This is a genomic window from Corynebacterium silvaticum, assembly GCF_004382825.2.
GTDB classification, from domain to species: Bacteria; Actinomycetota; Actinomycetes; order Mycobacteriales; family Mycobacteriaceae; genus Corynebacterium; species Corynebacterium silvaticum.
In genome coordinates this window covers 307,868-332,984 of the sequence record NZ_SDQO02000002.1, presented here as the reverse complement: position 1 = coordinate 332,984, position 25,117 = coordinate 307,868, and the positions used below count along the sequence as shown (strand labels likewise).

The 25,117-nt window shown below is 54.4% G+C and carries 26 protein-coding genes, 2 tRNA genes and 2 pseudogenes; 3 read left to right on the top strand and 27 right to left on the bottom strand.

Annotation, left to right across the window (positions count from 1 at the left end; all coding sequences use genetic code 11):
• Nucleotides 1-105: 105 nt before the first annotated feature.
• The 6 genes from gluQRS to ET810_RS05725 form a co-directional block, all read right to left on the bottom strand.
• Nucleotides 106-972: a tRNA glutamyl-Q(34) synthetase GluQRS gene (gluQRS, locus tag ET810_RS05750; RefSeq protein WP_087453226.1), complete on the bottom strand. Its 867-nt coding sequence runs from the start codon at nucleotides 970-972 to the stop codon at nucleotides 106-108.
• The gene (tgt, locus tag ET810_RS05745; RefSeq protein WP_087453225.1) at nucleotides 959-2,200 is read right to left on the bottom strand and encodes a tRNA guanosine(34) transglycosylase Tgt; all 1,242 of its coding nucleotides are present in this window, start codon (nucleotides 2,198-2,200) and stop codon (nucleotides 959-961) included. Before tgt ends, gluQRS begins: the two co-directional genes overlap by 14 nt.
• A 48-nt stretch (nucleotides 2,201-2,248) precedes the next feature.
• Nucleotides 2,249-4,636, bottom strand: coding sequence for an MMPL family transporter (locus tag ET810_RS05740; protein WP_087453224.1), 2,388 nt, complete (start codon nucleotides 4,634-4,636; stop codon nucleotides 2,249-2,251).
• A 331-nt stretch (nucleotides 4,637-4,967) separates the two neighbouring features.
• Nucleotides 4,968-5,058: transfer RNA gene (locus ET810_RS05735), tRNA-Ser, on the bottom strand.
• A gap of 28 nt (nucleotides 5,059-5,086) precedes the next feature.
• Nucleotides 5,087-5,542 carry a nucleoside deaminase gene (locus tag ET810_RS05730; protein WP_087454813.1) on the bottom strand — a complete coding sequence of 152 codons (456 nt, stop codon included), beginning with the start codon at nucleotides 5,540-5,542 and terminating at the stop codon, nucleotides 5,087-5,089.
• 17 nt (nucleotides 5,543-5,559) lie between these two features.
• Nucleotides 5,560-6,012, bottom strand: a complete 453-nt coding sequence (locus tag ET810_RS05725; RefSeq protein WP_014835782.1) for a tRNA adenosine deaminase-associated protein — start codon at nucleotides 6,010-6,012, stop codon at nucleotides 5,560-5,562.
• 37 nt (nucleotides 6,013-6,049) lie between these two features.
• Here ET810_RS05725 and ET810_RS05720 point away from each other — a divergent pair, with 37 nt between their 5' ends.
• Complete coding sequence (locus ET810_RS05720; RefSeq protein WP_087453223.1) at nucleotides 6,050-7,063, top strand: prephenate dehydrogenase; 1,014 nt, start codon at nucleotides 6,050-6,052, stop codon at nucleotides 7,061-7,063.
• A gap of 113 nt (nucleotides 7,064-7,176) precedes the next feature.
• Here ET810_RS05720 and ET810_RS12600 read toward each other — a convergent pair whose 3' ends face one another.
• The 4 genes from ET810_RS12600 to pdxS all read right to left on the bottom strand — a co-directional run bounded on the left by ET810_RS12600 (nucleotide 7,177) and on the right by pdxS (nucleotide 9,603).
• A complete protein-coding gene (locus tag ET810_RS12600; RefSeq protein WP_225870247.1) occupies nucleotides 7,177-7,317 on the bottom strand; it encodes a hypothetical protein in 141 nt (46 codons plus the stop codon).
• Nucleotides 7,318-7,363: 46 nt separating this feature from the next.
• Nucleotides 7,364-7,693 carry a hypothetical protein gene (locus ET810_RS12595; protein WP_225870248.1) on the bottom strand — a complete coding sequence of 110 codons (330 nt, stop codon included), beginning with the start codon at nucleotides 7,691-7,693 and terminating at the stop codon, nucleotides 7,364-7,366.
• 453 nt (nucleotides 7,694-8,146) lie between these two features.
• A complete protein-coding gene (pdxT, locus tag ET810_RS05710; protein ID WP_087453222.1) occupies nucleotides 8,147-8,713 on the bottom strand; it encodes a pyridoxal 5'-phosphate synthase glutaminase subunit PdxT in 567 nt (188 codons plus the stop codon).
• Nucleotides 8,707-9,603, bottom strand: coding sequence for a pyridoxal 5'-phosphate synthase lyase subunit PdxS (gene pdxS, locus ET810_RS05705; RefSeq protein WP_087453221.1), 897 nt, complete (start codon nucleotides 9,601-9,603; stop codon nucleotides 8,707-8,709). Before pdxS ends, pdxT begins: the two co-directional genes overlap by 7 nt.
• Nucleotides 9,604-9,692: 89 nt before the next feature.
• On the opposite strand from pdxS, the gene pdxR reads away from it, so the two are divergent.
• Nucleotides 9,693-11,078: a MocR-like pyridoxine biosynthesis transcription factor PdxR gene (gene pdxR / locus ET810_RS05700; protein ID WP_142778469.1), complete on the top strand. Its 1,386-nt coding sequence runs from the start codon at nucleotides 9,693-9,695 to the stop codon at nucleotides 11,076-11,078.
• 22 nt (nucleotides 11,079-11,100) lie between these two features.
• Here pdxR and ET810_RS12010 read toward each other — a convergent pair whose 3' ends face one another.
• From ET810_RS12010 to tox, 3 genes and pseudogenes are all read right to left on the bottom strand, one after another.
• A complete protein-coding gene (locus ET810_RS12010; RefSeq protein WP_166741070.1) occupies nucleotides 11,101-11,253 on the bottom strand; it encodes a hypothetical protein in 153 nt (50 codons plus the stop codon).
• Nucleotides 11,254-11,422: 169 nt separating this feature from the next.
• Nucleotides 11,423-11,533, bottom strand: a tRNA-Ser gene (locus tag ET810_RS12005).
• 16 nt (nucleotides 11,534-11,549) lie between these two features.
• Nucleotides 11,550-13,234, bottom strand: a pseudogene (gene tox / locus ET810_RS05695) (diphtheria toxin).
• 465 nt (nucleotides 13,235-13,699) lie between these two features.
• Here tox and ET810_RS05690 point away from each other — a divergent pair.
• Nucleotides 13,700-14,254 (top strand): hypothetical protein, encoded by a 555-nt coding sequence (locus tag ET810_RS05690; protein ID WP_134316405.1) that lies wholly within the window; start codon nucleotides 13,700-13,702, stop codon nucleotides 14,252-14,254.
• Between the two features lie 59 nt (nucleotides 14,255-14,313).
• On the opposite strand, the gene ET810_RS05685 is transcribed toward ET810_RS05690, so the two are convergent.
• The 14 genes and pseudogenes from ET810_RS05685 to ET810_RS05640 all read right to left on the bottom strand — a co-directional run bounded on the left by ET810_RS05685 (nucleotide 14,314) and on the right by ET810_RS05640 (nucleotide 25,116).
• Nucleotides 14,314-14,649, bottom strand: coding sequence for a hypothetical protein (locus ET810_RS05685; protein WP_134316407.1), 336 nt, complete (start codon nucleotides 14,647-14,649; stop codon nucleotides 14,314-14,316).
• Nucleotides 14,646-15,101: a hypothetical protein gene (locus ET810_RS05680; RefSeq protein WP_134316408.1), complete on the bottom strand. Its 456-nt coding sequence runs from the start codon at nucleotides 15,099-15,101 to the stop codon at nucleotides 14,646-14,648. Before ET810_RS05680 ends, ET810_RS05685 begins: the two co-directional genes overlap by 4 nt.
• The gene (locus ET810_RS05675; RefSeq protein ID WP_142778468.1) at nucleotides 15,091-15,465 is read right to left on the bottom strand and encodes a hypothetical protein; all 375 of its coding nucleotides are present in this window, start codon (nucleotides 15,463-15,465) and stop codon (nucleotides 15,091-15,093) included. The genes ET810_RS05680 and ET810_RS05675 overlap by 11 nt, the downstream gene beginning before the upstream one ends.
• Nucleotides 15,466-15,468: 3 nt before the next feature.
• Nucleotides 15,469-15,633, bottom strand: coding sequence for a hypothetical protein (locus tag ET810_RS12000; protein ID WP_166741455.1), 165 nt, complete (start codon nucleotides 15,631-15,633; stop codon nucleotides 15,469-15,471).
• Between the two features lie 35 nt (nucleotides 15,634-15,668).
• Nucleotides 15,669-16,502 carry a hypothetical protein gene (locus ET810_RS12590; RefSeq protein WP_241657935.1) on the bottom strand — a complete coding sequence of 278 codons (834 nt, stop codon included), beginning with the start codon at nucleotides 16,500-16,502 and terminating at the stop codon, nucleotides 15,669-15,671.
• A 39-nt stretch (nucleotides 16,503-16,541) separates the two neighbouring features.
• Complete coding sequence (locus ET810_RS13415; RefSeq protein ID WP_166741016.1) at nucleotides 16,542-16,931, bottom strand: hypothetical protein; 390 nt, start codon at nucleotides 16,929-16,931, stop codon at nucleotides 16,542-16,544.
• Complete coding sequence (locus tag ET810_RS13410) at nucleotides 16,919-17,737, bottom strand: hypothetical protein (protein WP_166741017.1); 819 nt, start codon at nucleotides 17,735-17,737, stop codon at nucleotides 16,919-16,921. Before ET810_RS13410 ends, ET810_RS13415 begins: the two co-directional genes overlap by 13 nt.
• A gap of 1,015 nt (nucleotides 17,738-18,752) precedes the next feature.
• Nucleotides 18,753-22,605, bottom strand: a pseudogene (locus ET810_RS13405) (phage tail tape measure protein); the annotation flags it as partial.
• 28 nt (nucleotides 22,606-22,633) lie between these two features.
• Nucleotides 22,634-22,975 (bottom strand): hypothetical protein, encoded by a 342-nt coding sequence (locus ET810_RS05660; RefSeq protein WP_134316132.1) that lies wholly within the window; start codon nucleotides 22,973-22,975, stop codon nucleotides 22,634-22,636.
• Between the two features lie 107 nt (nucleotides 22,976-23,082).
• On the bottom strand, nucleotides 23,083-23,436 hold the full coding sequence (locus ET810_RS05655) for a hypothetical protein (protein ID WP_087453214.1): 354 nt from the start codon (nucleotides 23,434-23,436) through the stop codon (nucleotides 23,083-23,085).
• 92 nt (nucleotides 23,437-23,528) lie between these two features.
• Complete coding sequence (locus ET810_RS05650) at nucleotides 23,529-24,188, bottom strand: hypothetical protein (protein ID WP_225870171.1); 660 nt, start codon at nucleotides 24,186-24,188, stop codon at nucleotides 23,529-23,531.
• Between the two features lie 29 nt (nucleotides 24,189-24,217).
• Entirely contained in the window at nucleotides 24,218-24,370 is a 153-nt protein-coding gene (locus ET810_RS12580; RefSeq protein WP_225870172.1) for a hypothetical protein, read from the bottom strand.
• An 18-nt stretch (nucleotides 24,371-24,388) separates the two neighbouring features.
• Entirely contained in the window at nucleotides 24,389-24,844 is a 456-nt protein-coding gene (locus ET810_RS05645) for a hypothetical protein (RefSeq protein WP_134316066.1), read from the bottom strand.
• Nucleotides 24,841-25,116 (bottom strand): hypothetical protein, encoded by a 276-nt coding sequence (locus ET810_RS05640; RefSeq protein WP_225870173.1) that lies wholly within the window; start codon nucleotides 25,114-25,116, stop codon nucleotides 24,841-24,843. The genes ET810_RS05645 and ET810_RS05640 overlap by 4 nt, the downstream gene beginning before the upstream one ends.
• Between the last annotated feature and the right edge of the window lies 1 nt (nucleotide 25,117).

Here is a 25,117-nt window from a genome sequence, read left to right as displayed (position 1 = left end):
TCCATAGACATAGACCCTCATATCGCACGCAATGAGGCGTTTTGTCTATGGAAATGCAGGCTTGAGGTCGGATCATGCAACAAAAATGGGGGTGTTTCCTAAAACTCACCTAAAAATGTAGGGCTCGCGGGGTAATGCATTGGGATCAAAGTGAGCCAAGAGCTCCGCTAGAGTCTGTCCTTTGAGCCCCAGGGAGTCGGCAATGCGCGGCAGGACGACAGTCATCTCGCGAAATGTCACCGCCCCATCTCGCTTGGCCAGGCGCTTCCCTTGCTCATTGAGCACAAGGGAAACATGGATGTATTCGGGGCTTGGATGCCCGAGCAGGTGCCCCAGATACGCCTGTCGAGGCGCAGAAGAGAGAAGGTCGTCACCACGCACTACCTGGTCAACGCCCTGCGCAGCATCATCAACCACCACCGCGAGGTTATAAGCCCAATCCGGTTGCTGGCCGCCGCGGCGCAGGATCATGTCATCCACATCCCCTACGATCTCGCCGGCATAGTAGTCGTGGATGCGCCAGGTGGTGGCGTCGGCACGCAAACGTAATGCAGGTACACAGCCCTGCGCAGCAAGCTCTTGCCGACGCCGCTCCCGCACCTCAGGTGCAAGATTCCGGCAGGTACCGGGGTACTGACCAGGGATACTATGCGGAGCACGGGACACTTCTTGAATGTCCTTGCGCGAGCAATAGCACTCATAATGAGGAAGCTGCTCCAGGGCCGCGAGGTAACGATCATAATGATCGTGCTGGTAGGTGGGTTCTTCATCCCAGTCGAGGCCAAGAGCTGCAAGATCCTCAAGCTGCCGCTGAGCAGACTCCAATGAGGAGCGTTGCGTATCCACGTCCTCGACACGAATCAGGAATCGCCTGCCTGTGGAACGCGCGAAAAGCCACGCCAACACAGCGGTGCGCAGATTACCAAAGTGCAGATCACCGCTGGGACTCGGGGCATACCTACCCGCGGGCATAGTAGCGACCCATGAACTCCGCTTTGTACTCCTCGTAGGTGCCGTTATCAATGGATGCGCGAATATTATCCACAAGCTGCACCATAAAGGCCACATTGTGCATCGTGCACAGCGTTCCCGCGAGGAATTCCTTCGCTTTCAGCAAATGGTTGATGTATGCGCGAGTGTATTCCACGGTAGGACCACCGAACTCTGCATCAATCGGAGTGAAGTCGCGCTTGAACTTAGCATTGGTCAAATTCATGCGCCCATCCAGGGTATATACGCCACCACGACGCCCCAAGCGCGTGGGTGCCACGCAGTCAAAGGTGTCCGCCCCGGCCTCAATAGCCGTAAACAGGTCGTCCGGTTCGCTGATCCCAAGGAGGTGGCGAGGCTTTTCCTTAGGAATCTCGTCGCAGACCCAGCCGACGATGGTGCCTAAGTTTTCCTTCTCCAGCGCGCCACCGATACCAAATCCGCCAAACCCGCGACGCCCCTCAGATTCTGCCTTATCGCTCAATTCCAGCAACCCGCGAATAGCCTGTTTGCGCAAATCCTCGTACTGAGCACCCTGGACTACACCCCAGAGCGACTGCAACGGCTTACCCACGCGCTCGTTGGTCAGACGATCATGTTCGACCAAGCAACGCTCCGCCCACCGGTGCGTACGGGCGACCGAACTTACCTGGTAATCACGCGTATCGATCAAGGTTGTGAGCTCGTCAAAGGCAAACATGATGTCTGCCCCAAGCCCATGCTGAATCTGCATGGAAACTTCAGGGGTAAAACGATGACGAGACCCGTTGAGCACGCTGCGGAAGTCCACACCATCCTCGTCCACCTTGGCCATGCGCTCGCGCTTCTTCGCCCGGATGTCGGCTTCTTCGTAGCCCTTAATATCCATGGCCAAGACCTTTTTAAAGCCCACGCCCAAACTCATCACTTGGAATCCACCCGAGTCTGTGTAGGTGGGACCATGCCAGTTTTCAAACGCAGCAACGCCGCCGGCCTCATCCACCACGTCGTGCCCCGGCTGCAGATAAAGATGATAAGCGTTGGACAGGATCGCCTGGGCGCTGGTCGAACGAATCTGCGGCGGCGTCAGTGTCTTGACCGTTGCCTTTGTAGCCACTGGGATGAACGCGGGCGTAGCAATATCGCCGTGCGGTGTATGGATAACACCAGTGCGGCCATGCCGGCCCGGCTCATCATACAGTTCAGTTTTCAGCTCAAAGGTTGTGTCCATAGCCTGCTAGTTTAGCTAACCCACCGCGCAAACTAAGACTCGCGCCTCCTAGACGCCCTTGTCTGCTGCCTGCCGTGCAGAATGCTCCCGCTCCAAAGCCGCACCCTCAACATCAAGGCGTGGCAGTATCTTGTCCAACCACCGAGGAATGTGCCATGTGCGATGCCCCATCAGGAACATAGCCGCGGGAACAAAGGCCATGCGGATGAGGAAGGCGTCGAAAAGCACACCTGCGCCCAGCGCGAACCCGAAAATCTTAATAAACGGCAGAGGTTGGCCAATAAAAGCAGCAAAAACAGCAATCATGATGAGCGCCGCAGCTGTGACCACCCGAGCGCTAGAGGCAAAACCTTCCACGATCGACTCTTCCACCGCGTTGTATCTGCTCTGTGGGCTGGCCGTTCCTCCGCTATGGGTGTAATGCTCACGCATCGCCGAGACAAGGAACACCTGGTAATCCATGGCCAGACCAAAGCACACGCCGATGAGGAAGATCGGCATAAACGCGATGATCGGTCCCGGAGTTGAGACGAAACCCCACAGTCCTTGCTGCCAGAACATGACCGTGACACCAAATGCCGCGCCCACAGACAACAAAAATCCCAGCCCCGCGACCATAGGCACCCAAAAGCTACGGAAAATCACCATCAGAAGGACAATCGCCAATCCCACCACAATGGCTAGATACAGCGGCATCACGCCGGAGAGCCTGTTAGTCACATCCTGCTGAACAGGGACCAGACCCGTGATACCCGACTCGACCCCCGTCGCCGACTCAACCTCCTTTTGCTGAATAAGCAGCGAGTTTATGAGCTCTTTAGTCGCATTATCCTCCGGCGAGGTCTTAGGCGTCAGGAGTAACTGAGCGGCCAAACCGTCCTGCGATATCCCCACAATTTGAACATGCTTTACATTCGCATTGACCGAATACTTCTGCACTATGTACTGGTAACTAGCGTTCGCCGCTGCTTTACGACGAGACTCCTCATCCGTAGGATTCTGCGCCCGGATCAGAGGATCCAACGCCACCGACTCCGGATTTGCCTGATGCGCATCCACCACCACAAGGAATGGCGAGTTAATGCCTGGGCCAAACGCCTCAGCCATAATGTCGGCTTGCTTACGCTGCGTGGTGTCAAGCTCAGACTGAGTATCCGAAGGCAAGGACAAATGCAGCTGAAGAGCAGGCAGCGTCAACGCACCTAGACCAATCACGGTCACGGCGATCACTACGCCAGGCACTTTGTGCACAAATTCCACCCAGCGTCGGCCCATAGTCCGTTGTGGGGCGACGCGTGTTTTTTTACGCCAGCGGATTTTGCCTTTAAATACCTTGTCGCCCAATGCCCCCAATAAGGCCGGCACAAGGGTAAGTGCAATAAGGACAGAGATCAACACTGTAAACGCTGCAGCAAATCCCATATAGGCAAGGAATGGAATATTAGCCACGGCCAAAGCCACTAGCGCAATGATCACCGTGAGACCGGCGAAAACTACAGCTGAGCCGGCGGTTCCCACCGCCATTCCTGCGGCTTCCTCACGCGTTCGGGTCAGTAGTTCACGCCGATAGCGGAAGATAATAAACAGGGAATAATCGATTCCCACAGCCAGACCAATCATCACAGCCAAGACCGGCGTCACATTGTTAAGCGACACCCACGCGGTGGCCAACGTAATGGACAAAGATCCAATGCCCACACCAATAATGGCGGTAAGAAGCGGCAAACCCGCAGCTACAAGAGCCCCGAAAGTGACCATCAGAATAATGGCGGCTACGGCCACACCGACGACCTCCGAGGTGGAACTGATGACGATCGGGTCGCCGAATCCCGCCCCACCCGCTTCTACCGTGAGGCCCTCCGAACGTCCCACGTCAAGCGCCGCATTGATCGCAGCACGCTGTTCCTTGGTCACGTTTGCCGGCAGCGGAACATCCAATGAGAAGGTTGTGTATCCCACTGCCCCATCCGCGGAGACCAGGCTTAAGTTCTCAGCATCTTTACGAGCGGTCTCCTCAGGGACTCCATTAGCCACCATTTGGTCGATCACGCCCTGCTGCAGCAGGGGGTTCAGAGTCACGGGGTTGCCGTACCGTTGTGTATCCACAATCCCCTGAAGATTCTCATTGAGGTGCGCCAGCACATCATCAATGGCTTTCTTATTCTGGGGATCCTCAAGGCGCTCACCTTCCGGCGCCTTAAACACGATGTTTACCCCGGTACCCTGCAGGGGATTTTTTAACTCGGGAAAGTTCTTAAGGTAAAGCTCCGTCGCCTTTTTGGCTGGCGTGTTATTGATCGTAAACAGGTCGTTGAATCCCGCTTGAAACGCCACCGCTGAACCACCCACGGCAGCAAGTAAAACGAGCCAGACTGAAATAACCAACCACTTAGCCCGAAACGACCACTTGCCAATTCGATAGAGCAGTTTTGCCACCGACGAACTCCTAACCAGCACACGCCCACACGAAACGACCCCCGTGAAAGCTTCTTTATCACTCAACTGTACCGGTGCTTCCGCCGCTCAGAGCATAAGCATGCGTCTTTTCCGAACACAGCAACGAGTTTTCATAGGGTCCAACGGACCCATAGGCGCGCTATGTGTCGCTTTTGAGAGCGGTAGCGAGTGTACGGCGCACAAACTACCAGGTCGCGATTTCTAGCGTTCTCAAAAACGACAATTTTGTGCTGCTCTCCCCTAGAAGCTGCTCTGAAAGACGCCCTGACGCTTACAAAAAAGAAAACCCCAGCTCAATGAGCTAGGGTTTTGGCGGTAGCGGCGGGATTTGAACCCGCGGTTGGGGGTTACCCAACACTCGCTTTCGAGGCGAGCACCTTCGGCCGCTCGGACACGCTACCGCGATTTACAGTAGCCAACCGCTTAGGTCTAACGCAAACCCTCAAAAAAATGGGTCATCAAGGCGGCGCATTCATCCTGAAGAATTCCGCCACGCACCTCCGGCACGTGCAGCGCAGCGGGATCTCTCACCACGTCAAAGGCTGAGCCACAAGCACCAGTCTTGGGCTCATAGGCACCAAAGAAAATTCGACCAATGCGCGCCCCTACCAATGCACCCGCGCACATCGTGCACGGTTCCAACGTGACAGCAAGGGTGCAATCGGTGAGTCGCCAGCCATCTCCATGGTTGGCGACCGCCTCGCGAATCGCCATGATCTCCGCATGCCCCAATGGATCCTTATCCGCTTCCCGACGATTCACGCCCCGCCCCAGCACCTCACCGTCAGGGCCAAAGATCACGGCACCCACGGGGATGTCTCCCGGGGGTGTGGCCTGCGCCTGGATGATGGCTTGGCGCATGAGGGATTGGGCGTCGATAAGCATGCGGTGCGCGGGCAGGCTCACAGTGCGTCGTCGAGTTCCTCGTCGCAGCCCAGCTCCTCCGCGATTCGCTGAAGCTGCTCCGAAGCCCACCAATCCGTCTCATCTGTGATCACAGACATAATCTGTTCGCCCACGCCAAGGTCCGCAAGAATATCAAAATCACCCTCAGCATAGGGGGCGTCGTCCGCATCCGGGAGATCTGCATCCAGCTCATCCAAGATCTCCGACGCAAAATCATCTTCCACGGCAGCCGTCGCATCAGAGATCAACAAACGCACGCCCTGAGGGGTGGGACGCACCAGCACAAAATAATCATCATCCACGCTGAGCATGGCAAACGCAGCGCCCTCCGCACGTAAAGAACGCACAGCGTTAATGGAGGTCTGCAGGGAAGAAAAATCGTCCTTAAAGACGCGGACCTGCCAGGCGGCGTCTACGCGCGCAACCGTCACAGCGAAATCTGACTTCATACCGCATAACCGTAGTCGGGTATGCCACACTTGTCAGGTGACCATCAATGAAGTTTCTCGCCCCGTCTGCATTCTAGGCCTCGGACTCATCGGAGGCTCTTTACTTCGTGCGCTTAAAGACACTGGCCTGCCAGCCTTCGGTTTCAACCGATCCCCCTCCGCCGCCCGTGCCGCCGAGAAAGAGGGCTTCGACGTCCACTCCGATCTCATAGAAACTCTCCAGCGTGCAGAACGCGAAAACGCGTTGATCGTCCTTGCCACCCCCATGCCGGCAATTGATTCCCTTCTGGAAGTCATTCAGGAGCACGCGCCTAGCTGTGGATTCACTGACGTGGTGAGCGTCAAGGGCGAGGTCTACGAGCTGGTGTGCGCACGCGGGCTCGCGCACAAATATGTGGGTGGGCATCCCATGGCCGGAACCGCCAACAGCGGCTGGGAAGCCTCCTACCCCGAGCTATTCCGCCGCGCACCGTGGGTTGTTACTTTTGATCATGCATGTGACGGCGCGGACCCGGAGTGGATCCAATTGTGGACCGACGTGGTCAATATGGCGTCCAGCGTAGGAGCTGAGGTTATTCCATCGCGTGTGAGCAGCCACGATGCAGCTGTCGCGCGCATCTCGCACCTGCCACATGTCTTTGCGGAAACCCTCGCAATCGTCGGCGACAACGGCGGCGCCCTCGCGTTATCCCTGGCAGCGGGAAGCTTCCACGATTCCACACGAGTAGCAGGTTCTGCCCCCTCATTGGTGCGAGCCATGTGCGAAACCAATTCGGAGGCCCTGTTAACTGCGCTCGATGAGGCCCTCGTGCTGCTTAACGACGCCCGCGCGCATCTCGCGGAAAAGCGCCCCAGCCTCGAAGAACTCGTGGACGCAGGCTACCGCTCACGCATCCGCTTTGAAGCCCGTTCCGGTGCGAATGCGCCAGAAAGTGCCGGGCCGACCAGAATTTCTCACCGCCCCGTATTCCGACTACAACCAGGCGTACGCGATTGGGTGAGCCAGCTGATCCAGGCAGAAGGCTTAGGCGCGCGGATCGAAGTGTTTTAGACGCGAAGGAGAAAAATGTCGTTTTTGAGAACGGTAGCGCCTGTGATGTTTGCACAACACCAGGATCCAATTTCTAGCGTTCTCAAAAACGACAATCACGCTATCCCGTGGGCTTAATCCAGATCCCAGTACGACCCCCACTTCCAGAAACCGCGCCGCCACATCGGCTCTTCATTAATTTCTGGCAGGGTTTTCGGCGCGCACTCCGCTGCAGTTTTGATCTGCTCAACGATAATTCGCTCATGATCAAACACGCATTGAGCCGAATACCGAAGTACGATAAAGCCCCTCAATACAGCGTCATTGGCTTTCCAACGATCGATTCGGGATCGTGTACGGTTTTCCGCCATAAGTCCATGGTGTGCATAGCCATACCTCGATGAGTACATTTCCTACTTTGATGTCCCATCGATAATCCCCAATCAGCACATTATTGGTGCACTGTAATCCTGCGCCACGCAGCGCATAGATGAGGTTCTTTTCAGCGGGAGAATCAGTGCCTATCGCCGCTTGGGCAATGAGTCTTCTTGTTCGATTAGGAAGTTTCCGCGTAGTACTTTCAAGCCTCTCAAGGCCATTTTTTCCTTTGTAGGCTTCTTCCAATAATTCGATCGCTGCTTCATCGTCCATATACGCGACTGCGAAAACTGCCGAGTGCAAACGCAGCCCCAGATAGCCACAGCTGTCAGTGTTTCTTACCCGATGAAACCTAACAAATCTGGTGCTTTTTACGCCTCTAGTTGTGGCTACGTGCAGTGGAAACGTCACGGGCTGCTCTTTATATACGTGCAATTGCGTGGGGCCGGTAATCATCATGCCCTGCCACGTGAGTTCTCTCAGCAGCTCGTACGCCCTCCCAGTAAATTCCAGCTCCGATTTTATGTAACTTATTTTTTGCTACTCGGTATTGAAGAACACGAGCAGATTCATTCCCCCGATAAACCCCCATGAGGCACGAGAATAGCCTAGGTTGTCGTTTTTGAGAACGGTAGAAAGCGCCTCCTGTGGATTCACTCTCACTACAAGCTCTAGCGTTCTCAAAAACGACAATTCCGGCAGGAGTTCCGGTCGGAACTCAACCCGTCAGCTTCTTATCTCACTCAGCCACGCCTCATGCAACCGAGTCTCACCTGCCGACTCCGGGTGAAAAGCATATGCATGTATCAATCCCTGCTTTACTCCCACTACGCGCCCTGCCACCTGCGCAGTCACTTCAACGGCCGGGCCCCACGAGATGATCTCCGGCGCACGGATAAAGGACACATCGGCTTCTACCTGATCAAATACGCGTACTTGGGTGTCAAAGGAGTCGGTCTGCCGGCCAAAAGCGTTCCTGCGCACAACCGCATCCAAGCATCCAAGACTGCGCTGCCCAGGGGCAGGATTGTCCACCTGCCCTAGGTAGATCAATCCCGCACAGGTAGCAAAAACTGGCAGTCCCTCCTGTATAGCTTGGGAAAGCGGTGCCGCCAAGCCCAAGGAGCGGGCTAGTTTGTCGATCACCGAGGACTCGCCACCGGGTATCACTAGCCCTTCAATCCCTTCGAGGTCTCGGGGGACGCGCACGCGACGCGTCTCTTCTCCGAGTTGGGATAAAACCTCGATATGCTCAGCAAAACCGCCTTGAAGCGCCAGAACTCCGATTACCATCCGCGTTCTGCAAGCCGGTGAGGTGCGGGAACGTCCGCTACGTTGATGCCTACCATGGCTTCGCCCAATCCACGCGAGACTTCAGCGAGGGCCGCTGGGTCGTCGTATAGCGTGGTTGCTTTAACGATGGCTGCGGCGCGCGCGGCGGGGTTGCCGGATTTGAAGATTCCGGATCCCACGAACACGCCTTCGGCACCCATCTGCATGACGAGTGCTGCGTCGGCAGGCGTTGCCACGCCCCCGGCCACGAACATGACGACGGGAAGCTTACCTGTTTCAGCGACTTCTTTTACCAGCTCATAGGGCGCCTGAAGCTCCTTAGCTGCCACATAGAGTTCATCGGCATCCATGCTGCGCAAACGATTAATATCGCCGCGAATGGTCCGCAGGTGTTTGACGGCCTCGGAAACATCACCGGTACCGGCCTCGCCTTTGGAGCGAATCATCGCAGCGCCCTCGGTGACTCGGCGCAGCGCCTCCCCAAGGTTGGTAGCGCCGCACACAAACGGCACTGTGAAATTCCATTTGTCGATGTGATTGGTGTAGTCGGCGGGGCTAAGGACCTCGGATTCATCGATGAAATCGACTCCCAGGGACTCAAGAATCTGAGCCTCTACAAAATGTCCGATACGGGCTTTTGCCATGACTGGGATGGAGACTGCGTTGACGATTCCCTCGATCAAATCGGGGTCGCTCATCCGGGCAACCCCGCCTTGCGACCGGATATCCGCCGGAACGCGTTCGAGCGCCATCACTGCCGACGCCCCAGCGTCCTCTGCAATGCGGGCTTGCTCGGGCGTAACCACGTCCATGATCACGCCGCCTTTGAGCATATCTGCGAGACCGCGTTTGACGCGGTTAGTGGCTGTAGAAGTTGGTGTTTCAGTCATGGGTTCCATCCAAGCCCACAAAAGTGGTCTACTGCTAGATCCAAATAATACATGTTGCACTAGACCACTTTTCGGAAGAAAATAAGCACATGCGATCCGAATTAGTCACCCAGGTCTCTATCGCCGTGGACCCGTCGTCATCGCAACCGCTCCCAGTTCAAATCACCTCGCATATCCGCTCTTTGGTGTCCCAAAGAATCATCGCGCCCGGTGACCATATTCCCAGCTCACGCACGCTGGCCGCCCAGCTAGGGGTCTCCCGGGGAACAGTCGTGGCCGCCTACGAACAACTCACCGCCGAGGGATACCTCCTTGCGTCGCATGGATCAGGAACCACGATTAACCCTCAGCTCACGGCCTTACAATCCCCACCACCCCCAATCAGTCACACCCCCAGGCACCCCTCCCCTCCTCCGCTTCTCAATCTGGAACCCGGCATCCCCGACACTGCCACGCTTGCCGATTCCTCCTGGCGCGCCGCCTGGCGTGCCGCATGCTCAACTCCGCCGGCGGTAACTGACCCCCTTGGACTTCCCCAGCTCCGCATGGAAATCGCCGAACACCTGCGCCATATGCGCGGCCTCATCGCAGATCCCGAGCAGATTGTGGTCACGGCCGGGGCTCGCGAGGGACTCAGTCTTCTGCTCACGTCTTCCCAGCGCCGCCTGACTATCGGTGTGGAATCACCCGGATATCCCAGCCTCCGGCGCATCCCCCATGCGCTGGGGCACCATACAAGCGACCTTCCCACCGACACCGAGGGGCTCAACCCCGACTCCCTCCACGATGGCCTCGACGCGGTGCTGGTTACCCCGAGTCACCAGTACCCCCATGGCGGCTCGCTCTCTGCGGCACGACGCACAGCGCTCTCCGCGTGGGCCAGCGACACGGATTCCCTTATCATCGAAGACGATTTTGATTCCGAGCTTCGATACGTCGGCATGCCTCTGCCAGCGCTCACTGCCATCAACCCCGAGCGCGCTGTCCTTTTGGGCACATTTTCCTCGGTCATCGCCCCGCAGGTGGCCACCGGCTATCTGGTCGCCCCACCTCATATCGCGAACACTTTGCGCGACTTACGTGCCGCGCTCGGTCAGCCAGTGAGCGCGATTACCCAGGATGCGATTGCGCGTTACCTTGCCACAGGAGCGTTACGACGCCGCACCCAACGACTTAGACGCATCTACCGGCGCCGACGCGAAATGGTGTCCGCAAAACTTGGCCACCTCAACTCCGCAGAATTACGCCCCATTGATGGTGGCCTCCATGCGGTTCTCTCCTGCCAGCGCCCCGAGGCAGAGGTCATAGCGGATTGCGCTGACCGTGGCATTCATATCGTTGGCCTCTCCAGCTATTGGGGAGGAACCGATGAAAGCACTGCCGCCGGCGACAATGGCGTCGTCTTTGGCTTCGGATCCCATGACGATCAGACTCTGATAAAAGCCCTCGATGCACTAGCTGCAGTTGTGGCGTAGATAAAGTGGCAGTCTCGCGAGCCTAAGTGGTCTGCTTATTTTTCTTCAGCAGCGACTCTACAGCTGCAAACAACGCCGCCAGCACAATCGTGGATGCCACAAATATCATGGCTACAGCTAATACTCGCTCCCCGCTAGAAAATATTTCTTTCGGAGGCCAGTTCGAAACGATCACTGAAATCAACGAGAAAAATATGGCTTTGGGAAGCTTTCGGAAAACGTATTGAGCATGCTGCATCTCCACTTCATCGGTCGAGTCAGAACATCACCACATCCCAATGTCTCATTAATCGCGACACAAAGAAACCCCAGCCCATACATACTGTGAGCCGGGGTTTTAACCGTGCGCCCGGAGGGATTCGAACCCCCAACCTTCTGATCCGTAGTCAGATAAGAATTCTGCTCTAACTGTGCATACTATAGCGCCATTCCGGAACCGTTCGGCTTACCGGCACACGACCCCACTACCTTTCAGCTTTTGATTTCAAAAAATAGCGATAGCTTAGAATTAACCTTGGTGTGATCTACTATTTTCTGGTATCCAAGAACGCCTATGGAATCCGACGAAATTTCATTAGAATGAATTTTCTCCGAGCTGCTTCTATGAAATGCCACGTGAAGATTCGCATGCACACCATTACCAACATAAACAGGAGATTTAGGGCGACAAAAGGTTACATCACCGTCTATAGCTCTGCATCGCATCCTTATTTTCCGACCATTTACGGAAATATGAGTCTTGGACTTATTAACGTCCAGCTTTCCAGGAATAGTCGGTAGTAGGACACCCGCGATTGGAAGCGGGGTATTTTCAGCAGTAATTTTTATGTCGTGCCCACTCTCCCCTTGAAAACCAGTTTGGATTATCGAATCTTCAACAGTGTTCCAACTGACAGCATACCCGTCATGAAGAAATGGTTGCGTTTTATGCCCCGGAGAATACGCGGGACGATTATACGAATTATGAACTACTTGAAATAAATTGATAATACTCTCTACAAAATTATATGCAGCGAAACCAATATCAACTAGCTCTCCTACCAATGGTATAGCTTGAGCAACCATTAAAGACGATAAAGCTATTGATTGTGCCACTATCTCTTCAGTATTGTGGTGAACGGCACCGTCCGCAATACCCATTACGCTACCGATACCAGGAAGTATCGAAAGAGCAGCAGTTGTCTTTTCCAAATTATCAGCTGTTTCGCTATCGATAACTTGCGCAACGTTTACTGCCCACGCCGCATAGTTAGCCCCAGCGAATACAGAATTGGTCCCAGTAACGGTTTTAAGTTCTGACAATTCAGGATGTTCTAATGCCGTTTGATGAAATTCTTCTAGATATTGTTTAGCTTTTTCCTCAGATACCGCTTTATTGGGACTTTCGCTCATTTTATTTTTGATAGGACCATGCTCTTTTAAAGACTCTATCTTTGTCTTAGTTTTATCCCTTATAGCATCCCAATCAAGATTTATGCATGACGATGAATTACCTACTGATCGCCTGACACGATTTCCCGCACACGATTGAGCCATATACTCATACATCGCATCTTGGCCACGTTTTCCACGGGTTTCAAAATTAATCTCAAGTTCTACGCTTAACGCTTTCGCCTGTTCCCAGTTATTAATATATTCAACGCTAGAACTCCCCTCAGCAAAGGGAAGGCTGAGTACTACACGTGAAGCACCATCACCAAACCTTTTGATAAACTCTTCCGATCCGACTTGCTCCATCAGTGGTTCAGTGAGACTTAGACCTAACTCTTTCTTAATAGTTTCGGCATTATCCACTTTTAGCGCGAGAATCTTCGTCAGTCCTGGATACGTCACTTTGACCACGCCTCCAGCTTTTCCAGAGAGCGGGTTTTCATTATCTACAGAGTATCCCGCAGCGTCGTATTTATTGTCGGTACTATAAAACCCTTTCCAATCATCGTCATAATTTCCTTGCGTACCAGATTTTGGCTTTTGTATACCTTTTTGAATGGAATCTACATACCCAGGTTTAGTCCCGTGGTACGAAGAAAAGTTTTCCATCACAAAAGATTTAGAAGAATCAACAACATCATCAGCGCTTGCATGAGCTGAAAGTGGGGTCCCTATCCCCCCAGCAGCGCCCCTATTAAGATTGACGCAAACAGTTTTCTGTTCACAACGTATCCCCTTACCAGGACTCATAAAATAATTAGATAAATCTATCCTAATTAGAGGGGTGGTCCGAAATCAATAACATTTTTTGATAGATTGGTTACATGGGGAAAGCTAGCTAAGCTTCACTAGCAAAAACCAATCGGGACTTATTCCTCAATGAGTTTTTTAATCGCTCTCAGATCAGGGACATCATCCCAATCATTACAACCTGAGTGTAGCCACTGGATACGCAACGCCGGTTACCCCCAGCGTAGACCGGACCCGGATCAGGTGTGCCACACACAAAAATGGCCCCCTTGGCCTAGGTGATACACCTAAACCAAAGGGGACTAAATTTTTTATGCTTTTAACAAGCCTTTGATCTCACCTAAATCAACACTAACGCATTGACTCAAACGGCCTGCGTGCCTTACATTATGGGCACCGTGGTCACCCACATGCATTAAAGAATAGAAACGGCAAAGGTAATGAATCATGACGATAATCAGCATCAAACGCCGGGCACTTCTCATGGGGATCGGCAGCATCATGGACCTGAGGGGCAAGAGCACCTACCAACAAGCCCAAAAACTCCTACCCCCACCAGCCCCACGTACCAACCTCAACAGCCAATTCCTCCGAGCTTCAGCGCAGATGAACTCAGAGACAACCCCATCCTCCTCGCGCAGGTAACCGCGTACCTGCAGGAAAATCACCTGCATCTACCACTGCTCACGCCCGATCTGGATGAGATGACCCGTATGAAACAGGACACCCCCGAGCTTTACCGGGCATATGTAAAAGCCATCAATAAGCAGGTTGATGCCGATTATAAGGCGAGGACGCTCCCATATACCGAGCCAAGCTCAATCGCCAAAAGAGGCCAGCGGTTTGGGCTTATTGCGATCATCGCGGTTCTTACCTTTTGCGCTTTCCTTGCATTCCGTGGGCATGCTATCAGCGCCACCCTTATCGCCGCGTTTGACCTGATCGCACTGGCCAGTGTTTTCGCCTCCAATAAAGGGCCTTCAGAAGATAAGTAAAACAAAGATAGCCCCCTTCAGCCTAGGTGTATCACCTAAACCAAAGGGGACTAAATTTTTTACGCCTTCAACAAGCCTTTAATCTCATCTAAATCAATATCATCAGGCCTAGGTGGCTTCGCACCACCAGCCCACCGGATCAACTGCTCTAAATGCTTCACCGCCGTTACCAATGCCATACGCAGCCGGTGATTATCCACCTCCACACCACGCCGCTTAGCCCGCTCATCGTCTAAATCGGCCTGCATTTTATCAATGCGTGCCTCCAACGCGTCCATGCGTGAGCCTTTCACAGCCTGCGTATCCGACCGGGCTTTTACCACACCGATCCACACACCACCCAGTGCGGTTATAAGGGCGCCGATGCCGCTCAGTATCGCAGCTACAACGCTCACTGCTTCCCCCCTTCTTTAACGAACGGAATATCCCCACGCTTCCCACGCCACACAGCCCACATCAACGACACCGTCAACGCGAAAATAAGCACAGCTACCAGCCACAACACAGCCTCACCAGTCTCAATGGATGCCACCATAAGACTTGATGCCCACGACAAATTCAACGCCGTAGACACCGCTAACACCACCGTATCCAGATGCCATTTCCGTATGATCGCAGCAACCACACCCACGATGATGTGCACCCACGCCCATATCATAAGTGGCATCACCAACTCACTAGGACGCTGCCACTGCAAAGGATCACCCAAAATCCCGGGCACATAATAGGCTCCCACGGCGATTTGCACCACAGCCAAAATCAGCAACGCGGTGGAATCAGTCATCACAAAAGCCCGCACACGGCGGGCTACAGGTCTCATTTTTGCAGGCAGTCGCTCAATCGGCATGGGCTACACCCACCTCAGCGGTACTCTGGCCTGAGTATATCGGCAAACCCGCAGGCTCCCCACTGCTATGGCGTGGCTCATACGATACAGCCTTGCTATACACCTTTGCTGCATCAGCAATACTTAACACCGCAGGCAACAACGCTGCCAGATCAAGACCTGCGGTTTGTTGATCAGGTGCTTTCGGTAGATTCACCACTGCCGTACCACCGGCCACGGCTGCTCCTGCACCAGCCACAACGCCCAAAAGGGACGCTATCTGCTCATAGCCCAAGGTGGTGGCCACAACTGCTGCCACACTCACAAGCGCGGATAAAACATACATCACAAGCCGTACCCAACCAGCAGGATTTAGTGTATTCATGAATTATTTCCCTTCCTTGTCCATAAGGCTCAAAATCTTGGCAACATCGGCACGCAAAGCAGCAATCCCATCAACCGGGGTTAAATTATCGCCGTGGATGTTACGCCCCAGTTGCGGCCATCCCTTCAACTCAGGGCCACGAAGCTGGGTGTGAATATCTTTCACCATGGTTTCTATGCGGAATACCGCATCAACAACCGGGGTTAAAAACCCAGTGATGAAATCCTTAAATACTTTTCCGTTAAAGCCCCCACAGGGGCCTCCTTCCTCTCATGTGTTTTCTGAGCCGCCGTGGAATACGCATAGCCTTTGGGCACAATCAGCGTGCAGAACTGGTCAAACCCAATCCAATAGCCATAAGGGTAGAACCCAGAATCAGCGATCCACAGCTTGCGCATGCCTTCATCCGAGTACCCCATCACTGCGATGTAGTGATACACCACCCCACCGCCATAACGCGGTGACATCGTTGACGGGGCAACAGCACGCGGATAATTGCTTGGCGGGGCCACAATATTGGCCACCACCCCATGACCTGCACGAATGCTATTAGTGATCTCATCCCAGATCACATCTTTCAACCGGTAATCCGGATAAGCCCCAACACCTGTGACCTGCTGGGTCCACCACACACCTTGGTCACAGATCAAGGGGATCTCCACAGCATCAACATTCTCCTCCCCCAGTAAATCTAAATCTGCTTTGGGAGGGGTGATAAACCCAGCAAGTCGCACCTGTGCAGACACCATCCCATGGCACGGGGTGTGAATGCGCAAGGTTCCAGGCAGTGTGTGGGAAAACGCCGCACACAACCGCCGATACACTTGATCAACGGGGCCGCCTTTTCCTGAAAGAGCCACGGTGAGTGTGCCCTCCATCGCAGGGAAACGCACCGATTCCACCACCTGGCCTGGTTGTCCAATTGCCTGGATTGTGGTGGTATCCGCCTTGGCTTTCAACCCAGAAAGCCCGCCGTAGCGCAAGCCCGTATCCCAATCACTGGCGGAAAGATCAATGGCCTTCCCATGTGGGGTCATATACGAGATTTTGGTCATCCCATCCACAGGGTTTCCCTCCTATCTAATCTTGGAATCAACAAAACGATTCGCATCAACCTGGGTTAACGCCGCGATACGCCGCTCATATTCACTACGGACCTCATCGAGGATCGCCTGTGTTTGTCCCCGGGTAAATGCCTCACCTTCTGGCAAAACAAACTGCACCGGTTTAAGGCTGATCCCAGCTTTTGCGACTGCTGTGCGCTGGGCTTCCACAATCAACGCCAGCTGCCGATTCATCTCCACCTGCTGGGCGACGTGACGCTGGGACAAAACAAGCATCGCTTCACGACGCTGCGCTGCCACCTCAGCAGCCCTAGCCAAAGCTTCTGCTTCCTTCTTTGTGGAAGCCTCGGCAAGCTGCTTGTGTAATGTTTCATACTCAAGCTTCGCTTTTAACGCCTCCACCTGGGCTGCGTGCTGTGACTTGACTGCTGAGCAAACCTCTGAGCATCAAGTTTGAGCTTTTCCACATCCGTTGCAGAGGTCAACGCACTGCGCTGATCCTCATGACGGCGCTTCATCGCAGCAATCTTGGACTCCACGTCATAGGCCATCGACCCAATCGTGGCATCCATCCACTGCTGAGCAAGACGCGCACCACCTTGAGCAGCCTCCGGCCCAAACTGGTGAGCTAATGCACCACCGCCAATGGCAAGGCCTGCGCCACCAAGACCACCAAGGATCAGCCCGGCTTTACCACCGTGTGATAGACCCTTCCAGCCGTCCTTGATCTCTTTGCGGTTGTTGTGAACATCCACACCACCACGAACAAGATCAGTGATCCCACCTAAAGCCATCCCAGCACCAGCAAGAGCACCGACTGGGCCACCAACAGCAAACCCTGCAGCAGCGCTTAACAAACCACCTAAAATCTTGCCAAGACCGCCGGTGATTTTCCCGATGCCGCCAAAGCCTGCAGCTGCACCACGTGCCTGATTTGCGGTCAGGCCGTAAAGGTTTTTCGCGTGCTCTGTTAGTGCTGCCGTGTTCAGCCTGAGCATTTCAGCAGCAGCATTCTGGGCAAGGGTCGCCTCGGCTACCTGTAGCTGTGCTGCCGCCTGGGCATGGGTTGCTTCCAGGTGGTTAATCTCAGCCTGGGTTTTCGCTGCTTCTACCTGCCAGTGGGCTGCACGCACCGCAGCGGAATTTTCCACCACAGATGACGTAACCTGCTCGATAGAGAAAATACCGGTGCGTCTGAACCTATCCATCGCACCGCGCATCGCCTCAATCGAGGTCGCCCCCAGCTCTTGGCCTGCTGTAGGCGTGCTTTCTCCAGCGCTGCTTCAGCCTGGGCCACAGACACAGCACCTGCAACACGGGCTTTATGTACATCCCATTCTTTCACCTGGACATCGTGCAACGATTTCCACAGCTGCAGACGGTTGGTGATCTGCTGGGAGGAAAGCTTTGCGATCTCCTGGCGGGTGTTATCTACCCTACCATCTCGGCGAGATCACCCATTGCAGAAAAATACGACTGGACATGCCCAAGGCCAGCCTGCAAGGCCTCGCCAACACCCAACGCCATCTCTGATGCCGCCTTCAAACGTGCTGCGACAACCGTGCGCTCAGCGGCCTCAAGCCGCTTGGCTACAGTGGCAGATTTTTCTCGCAGCTCATTAATCTCAACATCAAGTGCGCTGATTTTATCCGCCGCAGCTTTCGCTTTATCCGGTGCATCTTCACGAGCTTTCGCCAGGTCACGCTCAGCTTTAGCAACCGCCTCAGCGTTCACGCGGCCCTTTTTATCGCCCTTGCGGGCTTTTGTGAGGGCCGCTTCACGGTCAGCAATCCGGTAGGTTGCATCACGCTCGGCCTTAGACAGCCCTTGACGTGCCTGGGCTGCGGCTTCCTCTTTGCGTTGAAGCTCAGCGGTTTCAGCTGCAATATTTTTCCGAGTTTGTTCCAACCCTTTCTCAGCATCGATAACGATCTGGGCATGGGAAAGGAAAGCAGCAGGGCCAGTGCCTGTGTGGAGTTGATGGACAACCGTATTCATCGCGTCAACAAGCTTGCCGATCTTGTTCCACTGATCTGCGGTAAGCACCGGTTCAGGCCGGCCTGAAAGATTCATCGCCAACCCACCATGCGGGAGGAAGCCACCCTGGTCATATAGCCCCACGTGACGCTTGGCGATGTCATGAAGCTCAGTAGCGGTTCCGAAGTGTGCATCACCTCGATGGCTTGCACCAGTAGAACTATCGCGCTCTGATTCTCGGCGGGCTTGGCTACTAACCTCACCACCACCTGGGAAATGCCGCCACTGGGTAAACCCACGACCATCCAACGGGCCGGCCTTGCCACCAATGGTGAAACCGCTACCAGTGTTACCGCCGGACTCGATAAACGTGCCATCCTGCAATGACATGGCCGTGTGCCCATTAGCACCACCGCCTTAATCCCACCAACCGACACTGATATCACCAGTGCTACCACGGCCAGGCAAAGCACCACGAGCATCAAGCCAGGTGCCTTCCGTGACCGTGGACATACGGGAATCAAAAAACGGTGCACCCAACGCAACATTGATCGTGCCAGAAACAGCACCGGAACAATCCGTCGCAGCCGGAGACCACCCACCCATAAGGTACGGGGTGCCATGCATAAACTGGATGGCTTTTTTGATCTCAGCAGCAGACTTAATCAACCCGCCCGCAGCATATGCCGGGTATGTGCCAGCATTAATCTGGGCGAGAATATCGTGGTATCGCTCCGAGGACTTGCGGTTGATAACCCATTCGCCAGCATCAACACGTGCAACAGGCATCCCATCGGAACCGACACCCAAAATCCCGTCAACACGATCCGTCCCAGGACCATACACAGGCAACCTACCACCGGTAGCGAAACCAGCAAGACCCCCCTCAGCGTTGCCGCCAAGCCACGACATCACTCTTTTTGCGTGGATCGTGACTACCTTGTCTTTGATACTGCCCAACCAGTTTTTGGACTCTTTCACAGATTCCTGCAACGGTTTGTTATCCGCGCTGATCGTCGGCTCGGTTTTCTGCTTGGCCACCTCATTAAGGTTGTCCAGCGCAGTTTTCTTATCCGCGATCAACTGATCCAAAACAAGCTTGGTTTTCGGGTCAGCAACCTGGGCAGACAGTGCCTCTAGCTCAGCAAGAGAGGTCTCTTTGCCTGCTAGAAGCTGCTCAATATTCAAACGAGCCTCAGCAGAGATATCAGCCCCATCAAGCTGCTTTAACAACACCTCACAGTCACGAACACCAAGACGAAACTTCGTATCGTGGATATTGATGGTCACCCCAGCGCGCAGATCATCAACCTTGGCAGTTGACTGCATCACCTCACCATATCAAGGTTGTTCAGTGCTTGCTCGGTGTCAGCAGTGATCTTGATCTGCCCGGTGTGGGCGTTAATCACATCGACTTTGAGGCCCAGTGCGGTGAGGTCATTGGAGGTTTTTTCAACATCAGCAACCTTGAGCTCCACAGGCTGGCCAAACTTGTCGCGCAGTGTATCAGCGTGTGACCACACAGTGGCAAGATCAGCTTTCGCTGGATCAGCGTTAACACTGATTGCCGTTTCAATCGTCGAGGGGACAAGACCCATGGAGGCGGCTAACTCCTGCACCTGCTGGGAGGTTAAACCATATTTTTCCGCCAGCTGACCCAAGGCGCCTTGCGTGTGAGACCACGCCTGGGCCATATCCCCACCCGTGGCAACAACCTGAGCCAACTCATCCCTAAAACCGATGAGCTCCTGACGCACACCTCGCGCGTTCTTCTTGGTCAGATCAAGACTGCCTGTGGCATTAAGCAGTGATGTACCAAAACCATCAGCTTTATTCACCGCCTGGGCGGCAGCCTCACTGACTTTATCGATATGCTCTGCCAAAGCTGCTGCAGCATCATCTTTTGATTGCTCTTGCCCAAACATGTGATCAAGCACGGTGTTGAGCGCTTTGACTTTGTCTGTTGCAGACGAAGAGGAATCAGCGATCTTGGCGAACGCCTCAGAGACCTCCAGTGCACCACACCAGGAGCTAGTTTTTTGGTTTCCTCGCTGATTTTTTGCCACTCGGTGCGTTGGCGTGTTAATTGGGCAACAGCAGCCCGCCCGCCTTCATCGGTGTGGTCAAAACGAGCAATCAACGCTGAAAATTTTTCATCACTGCCGGTTATCGCATGAGTCATCTCATCAGCAGATGCACCCACTTTTTTGAACGCCTCAGCTGTTTTTTCAGCGTGCTCAGCGACCTTGCTTGTTGCAATGACCTTTTTTGATCCCGCGAACGCCTTGCCGTCAAAAAGGCCAGCAAAATCTCCCCATGCAGCAGAAAAAAGCTTCCCGAGTTTGCCAGGCTTGGTAGCTGCAAGTTCTTCCTGGCGGGTAACAAACCCCTCGATCTGGGAGTTCATCACAGAAAAAGCGCCTTGAAGATCACCTGAGGTGAAAGCCTGAGCCATCTCACGATAGGCCTTCTTCGTGTTCGTCGCAGCCTGCTCCAACAGCTTGTGCTGCTGGCGGGCTTTTCTTAGCTCGTTGGTAACTTCGCCGACTGTCCAGCCAGCTGCAAGCATCGCCGCGCCCCAAGGGCCGCCAAGCATGTTGATCAGGCCACCGGCTGCTGATTTCACACCAGAGATCGCAAGGGCAACTGTGCCTTTCATGGTCCCTGCAAACGATGCCGCCCTAGCTGCAGCCTGATGCCCCATCGACGCGCCCAAACGATCAACTGCCGTAAAGAGGTCTTTTTCCGCAATCCACTGTGCTTTCGCAGCAGCAGCCTCATAGTGTGCTGCTGCAACAGCTTTCAAATTCGAGGATGCACCGCGATAGGCGTCCCCCATTTTGCCGATGGCTGGAACCCGGCTTTCGATAACTGCCATGGCAGAGGACATGCGCCCAAGGGTCACCCCATGCTTTTCAGCTAAAGCCTTCTGAATGCGCATCTCGTCACCAAAGGCAGCGAAACCTTGCTTCGTCTCAAACGTTTTTTTCGAGAGCGCACCAAGCGCCCCGGTGTGCTTAGCGATAGCTAGCCCAGCCAGTGCGAACCCAAGGTGCTGTACCTCCGGTGGCAGCTGGGAAAAAGTATTGCCCAAGGCTGCTGCTGATCCTGCAAGATCGGCGAAGGTCCCGACGGCAGCTGCAGACACATCGGCAATGGACGGGGCAAGGCCTGTGATCCCTTCAGCAAGCCCTTTCAACCCATTGGCAAGAGGCCCTTCCACCGAGGTGTAAATACCAAGGGCTGTTTCCTCCCAGGCATTACCCACCATCTCAATAGCACCAGGTAGCCCTTGGGTCTGCGCTGCAGCCAGTTCTGCTGCTTGCCCTGCACGAGTGACAGCACTACGGGTACGATTAAACCCTTCCGAACCCTGCTGAGCGGCAATACCGGCAAGACGCATCGCGTCGCTTCCAAAAAGCGTCGCCGTAGCGGCCTGGTATTGCTCATCGGTCATCCGTGCCGCAGCGATATTGAGCTGATCGAACAGATCAGACATGCCCACGAATTTTCCGCGAGAGTCATAGACCGTGAGTCCAAGTTCTTTGATTGCAGCTTGTGCCGGCTTTCCGGTGTCCGTCAGCGCGAGCAACGCAGACTTCATGAGCGTGCCGGCATCGCTTCCCTGGATGCCAGCGTTGGCGAACATGGCCAGCGTGGCCGCGGTGTCTTCCATCGAGACGCCGAATTGGTGCGAGACCGTGCCAGCTTGCTGCAGGCCTTGAGCAATACCAGTGATGTCTGCGCTTGACGCATTTGCAGCACCTGAGAGCACATCAGCAGCCGTAGCCGCATAGTCAGCACTCAACCCAAAAGCTTGCAGTGCCTGAGACTGAATCGTCGCAGCATCAGCAGCTTCCATTGCCGCACCGGACGCCTGCGTGACCGCCTGCAAAGAATTCATCTCCGTGCGGTAGGTATTGCCTACGTCGATGATTTCCTTGCCGAGTCCTGTTATACCAGCACCTGCAAAAGCAAGCCCTAATGCGCCACCGAGCTTGCCGGCAACGCCGAGCGCAGGGCGCAGCCCTGCCTCCATCTTTGGACCAAAGCCCTTGACGTCCGGTTCGACGAGAATATCAATTTTGCCGCCAGCCATAGCATGCCCCTTTCACAAGGTGTAGGTGTTACCGCCCAAGCGCTGCGCGGAAAGCCTTTAATGACTTTCGTTTCTGCCGCTTTTTCTGTGCCTGTTCATGTTCCTGATATTGGCCCAGGACACGGGCTGAGAGCTTTGCTGCTGCGCGCTGTGGTCGTTCCGCGATTGGCCACAAGATAGGCTTGGGAGGGGGTTTCATTCCGGATTGCTTGCGGTGCTCACGAGCACTCTGAATCTCCGGATCATCAGCGTCGGTGATCCACGAGGAATACTCGGCATTCAGCCAAAAATCTTCACGATCGACGAGATGGGCGATGTTCTCATCGGTTTTTGTCCACTCGAAATCATCAAGTTTTTCGACCAAGATCATAAGGTCGACCCACCAGCGGGTTTGGCGCTGCTGTCTCCAGTCGATGCCGTAAAAGCGCTGAAAGCCCACTAGGCAGCGAGCGTGTTCTTGTGGGTCTTCTAGGTAGGTTAGGAGTCTTTCGACCCCGTCAAAAAATTTCCATCTTCGCCACGGATGCCTGCGATCTGTGTGAGCATGATCTGCACTTTGTGAAATTCCGGGAATGAAAGCTGCATCAAATCATCCACGAAAGCTGCCTTCGCTTTCTCGTCCGATATGGAAATTATGTCGATGAGCTCACGGAGGACATTTTGTAGTGGCTGCTCGGCGACTTCTGGGCCGTATAGGCGGATGATCTTGTGGACTTCATCTGCGGTGAAATTCCGGCGGATGGTGAGATCATTTCCTCGAAGCGTGATCTCTTGCGGCTCGCCGGCGTCAACGGAGCATGCTTTTTCAAAAATATCGATTTTTTCAGACATAAGGGGTTTCCCTTCTTGGTGATGGAATAAAAAAGGGCGGATCCTTTTCTTCAAAGAAGAGGCGATCCGCTTTTCCTCAATGCCGGCGCTGGTTATGCGACGGTGACCTCTTGCGAACTGGAACCAGTAAGGTTAGCGCCGTCTGCGGTCAGTACACCGGTCACACCCTTCACGGTGAAGGGGCCTCCTGCGCGGCCTGTGACCGAGGCTTTCTCCCCGCCCTTGACTTTGCGCAAAATCAGCTGGACAGCAGTACCGTTGGAATTCTGCGCAATATCAGCGGATTTCTGACCATCAATGGAAAGGGTGAAGGTGCCTCCGGATGCTCCGGAGGGAAGTGTCACGGTTTTTTCGCTGGCCCCATCTTCTTCATACTGATCGTTATCGTCATCGACGTTCATTCCTTCTGGAAGCTCAGGAAGAATTTCGACGGCAGGGACAAGGAATTCCACGGAGAATTCATAGCCATCAAGGCTCTTGCCATCAATCGCAGCGCGAGTCGCAGGGCCAGAAAGGGTGCATCGCTCACACCAAATGGCCATTTGATCCTCACCATCATCGAGGCGGATCAGCAAGGAGAATTCCTCACCAATACCCTTTTCGATGGTGTAGTGCTCACCAATCTTTTTGACTTTCCCACCCTGGGCACGCGTGCGAACAGTTGCCTCAGAGTTATCGACTGCACGGAACTTGCAGCCCTCGGTTAGCGGGTCACGAGCCACCTTGTAGGCCGCCTTGCGATAATTAAACACCTGCAGCTTATTGACCGCTTGCTCGGACGTCAGCTCAAAGCCAACTTCGACACCGCCATATGGCAGAAATCCCTCAAGTGCTTCAGCGAAAAGATCGCTAGGATATCTACGCCAGCGGTCCCTCGGAATGCATCGCCGTCAAGCCACACATAGGCTTTTTCCGGATTTGCGTATTGAGACATAAAAACTCCTTAAAAATGTTAGATAATCTGCGCACGTCGGCGCAGGTGAACCTGAAAACGAACCGGCGCATAGTACAGAACTTTGTCTGCGCTGCGCTCGGTGTCATACAGCTGGATCGGCCCATCAACCCACGTGGAAGACCATGCGTGCTCATCATCAATAACGATGTTTTTCGCACGTCCAATAAGCTCCCCTGCCGTCGCGGCAAGGTTCCACGCGGTAACATCTGGGTCCTCATCAAGGCCGGAAGCATCACGCCCCGGCACCCACGGGGTGACCTGGATCATGAGCCGTCGTAGCATCGGGTCATCACCAACATGGCCCACCGTAGCTACTGTTACATGCGGCTTTATTAGAGGGTCTGGCACCTCACGTGTCGTGACCTTCCCACCGTGCAAAAGCTCGGTGAACGCTTCATGTTGAAGCAAAAACTTTCGGATCTCACCCGGCACATAGGGCATGGGTGTTCTCATCGCCTACCCTTGCCTTTCCTTGGTCGCATTCCTGAGTACTTGCCGTAACCCATCGCCGCATTGGTAAGTGATGCATGAGCAGGTGTTTTATTCGTGCCATACTCTTTGTGAATCGCCGTATCATCGTTATCGACAACCATGATTTGAGTTCCGGATTCTTTGACTTCAATCCCCGTTGCATAAGCGCCGGTTCGATAAGGTGCGTCAGCGCGGGCGGCGTCGGCGATTTGACGGGCGATTTTTCTTCTCCCTGACCTAGATTGCAACCTCACC